This window comes from Saliphagus infecundisoli, assembly GCF_020177375.1.
Classification (GTDB): domain Archaea; phylum Halobacteriota; class Halobacteria; order Halobacteriales; family Natrialbaceae; genus Saliphagus; species Saliphagus infecundisoli.
Genome location: NZ_JAIWHV010000075.1, coordinates 1 through 2,231, shown reverse-complemented (window position 1 = coordinate 2,231; position 2,231 = coordinate 1). Strand labels below are relative to the sequence as shown.

Below are 2,231 nucleotides of genomic sequence, written 5' to 3'. Positions count from 1 at the left end.
GTTCACCGGAGCTGAACCCCGCGGAGGACTGCTGGAAGAAGCTCAATCAGGTACTCGGTAACCGCCTCTTCGACTCACTGGACGAACTTCAGGATGCCGCGCTCGCTGCACTCGACAGCATCAATCCACCAAATATCTTTACGTATTTATGTCCGTAAGTATAAGTGGTGGACGACGATGGGTGCACGCGGTGCTCCCCTTCCGGATATCAGCCCCTACGACGTACCGGCAGCGCTGTGGGCCCAGCGCCGGCTGCGTGAGCTCATCGAAACGCAGATCGACCTCAGGCTCTGCCGACAGGAGATGACGGCGGAGCGGCCGCGGCTCGTCGTCGGCGCCGTCAATGTCACCGATGGAGAGTTCGAGACGTTCGTCAACGAGGAGATTACCGCCGACGCCGTTCTGGCGTCCGCGGCGGTTCCAACACTATTCCCTGCGGTCAAGTTCGTCGGCAACATCTACTGAGATGGCCTATTCTCCCAGAACCCGCCTGTATATGATCTCACCGTCGTCCCACCGGAACGCAAACCAGAGGAACTCTGGATTATCCAAATCAACCCGCAAGAACACGAGGGCCCCTTTCAGTCAGTAGGGCAAATTGCAGACCGCCGGAATGAACTCTCGGGAAACCTCTCGCTCAATCAGGAGTTGCGGTACACCGTCCTCGTGAACGAGTGGGTCGACGCGGGATACCTGCCGGATGAGCGGTTCAATCGCATTACCGTCCGGTGGCTTGAGCTGGATCGGGAAGTTCCGTATCCGTCAAAACCCGACCGAAGCCCGGCATTCATTAGGGGCCTGCTGGATTCGGGCGAGCGACGAGCCGAGGTGTTCCTGACTGACGTTCGAGAGGAACTGACCGACTAATTATCGTGCTCTGTAGGATCGTCACACAGCGGTAGATTTTACGGAGATCTCACGCTCCGATGGAGGTTGTAGATGGTGCACTTGAGCACCATTTCACGGGACTCCAGGTGATCACATTTAGGCAGCTGGATCTGATTGCTGGTCTAATAGCAAACGAGCCGTAGCGGACGATTTTTCGAAGGTGTCCAGTTCCTTTCCGCGTGGTGGGCATGAACGTAGAACGTGGAGCGGTGAACAGTCGTTCCCAGGTCGCAATATGGGACGACTGCTTTAATCGATTGGGTCCCCATGGTTCGGTATGGAACTGCTCGTCGCCGTCGACGGCTCCGAGGAGAGTAAGCGAGCGCTCGCGTACGCCGTGGACATCGCAAATGCGACTGATGGTTCGATCACGCTAATCCACGCAATTGAACCGGACGTCTATGACGCCGGCGGAGGCGAGCCGATATCCGTGTCCGACGCCCGGGACAGGCTGATCATCGACAGCCTTGACGCCGCAGAGGCGCAAGGCCGGGCGCTCATTGACGAAGCGATCGAGGTCGCAGCGGAGCTGGGACAGGACGTGTCGGGAGAACTGCTCTACGGCGCACCAGTGAGGACTATAACAGATTATGCCGAGGACGGCGGGTTCGATACCATCTACGTCGGCAACCGGGGGCAATCGGAACGGGCCAAGCGGTTCCTAGGAAGCGTGGCGCGAGACGTGGTCGGAGCGTGCCACCGTTCCGGTTACCGTCGTAAGGTGAGGCCGACAGCTTCACGAGGAAGGCTTCAAACCGATTCCCGAGGCTATTGTAGGTATGGTATCGATTGAACAGCACCTGATTACACTTCTCTATTTGCTCGCACTCGCTACTGTCGTCGGAGTACTCACCGAACGGTATCCCCGAATACAGAACACCACTGGGCTCCTTCTCATCGGGATAGCTGTTTCCGCCGTTGGGTCACCAATCGAGGTCGAGCTCACCTCAGAGTTGATCTTACTCATCGTGCTCCCGGCGTTGGTTTTCAACGACGCAGTCAACATCGACGTCAGGGCATTTCGCGATAACTTCGGTTCTATCCTCAGTCGATCACATCGGGTTAGAGTAAGTGTCTGCTTGGAGAGTGTGTGCAACACAAGCAAGCAGACAACGAGTTAGAGGGAGAGCACCTGCTTAATTTTGTCGTCAACAATCTCGGAGACGAGCTCCCGATTGATCTCGGTGAGAACGTAGAGGTCTCCGCTGATGAGTTGTACGAGGTCCTCGCCGGCGCCAGCGCCGGCGGGACCTCGATCAATCACGTCTGCGAGACGACCGACGAGTCGCCCCACGCCAACACCGTCCGTGACCATCTCACCGATCAGTTCGACCTGGACGCTG

4 protein-coding genes and 2 pseudogenes are annotated in these 2,231 nt (G+C 57.6%); all 6 read left to right on the top strand.

Annotation, left to right across the window (positions count from 1 at the left end):
• Positions 1–158, top strand: a pseudogene (locus tag LCF40_RS23085) (IS630 family transposase); the annotation flags it as partial.
• Between the two features lie 19 nt (positions 159–177).
• On the top strand, positions 178–465 hold the full coding sequence (locus tag LCF40_RS23080) for a patatin-like phospholipase family protein (protein WP_224830455.1): 288 nt from the start codon (positions 178–180) through the stop codon (positions 463–465).
• A 201-nt stretch (positions 466–666) separates the two neighbouring features.
• The gene (locus LCF40_RS23075) at positions 667–867 is read left to right on the top strand and encodes a hypothetical protein (protein WP_224830454.1); all 201 of its coding nucleotides are present in this window, start codon (positions 667–669) and stop codon (positions 865–867) included.
• A 298-nt stretch (positions 868–1,165) separates the two neighbouring features.
• Entirely contained in the window at positions 1,166–1,681 is a 516-nt protein-coding gene (locus LCF40_RS23070; protein ID WP_318247924.1) for a universal stress protein, read from the top strand.
• The gene (locus LCF40_RS23650) at positions 1,668–2,009 is read left to right on the top strand and encodes a cation:proton antiporter domain-containing protein (RefSeq protein WP_224830453.1); all 342 of its coding nucleotides are present in this window, start codon (positions 1,668–1,670) and stop codon (positions 2,007–2,009) included. Before LCF40_RS23070 ends, LCF40_RS23650 begins: the two co-directional genes overlap by 14 nt.
• Positions 1,979–2,231 (top strand): annotated as a pseudogene (locus LCF40_RS23060) (ISH3 family transposase); the annotation flags it as partial. The gene LCF40_RS23650 and the pseudogene LCF40_RS23060, both read left to right, overlap by 31 nt.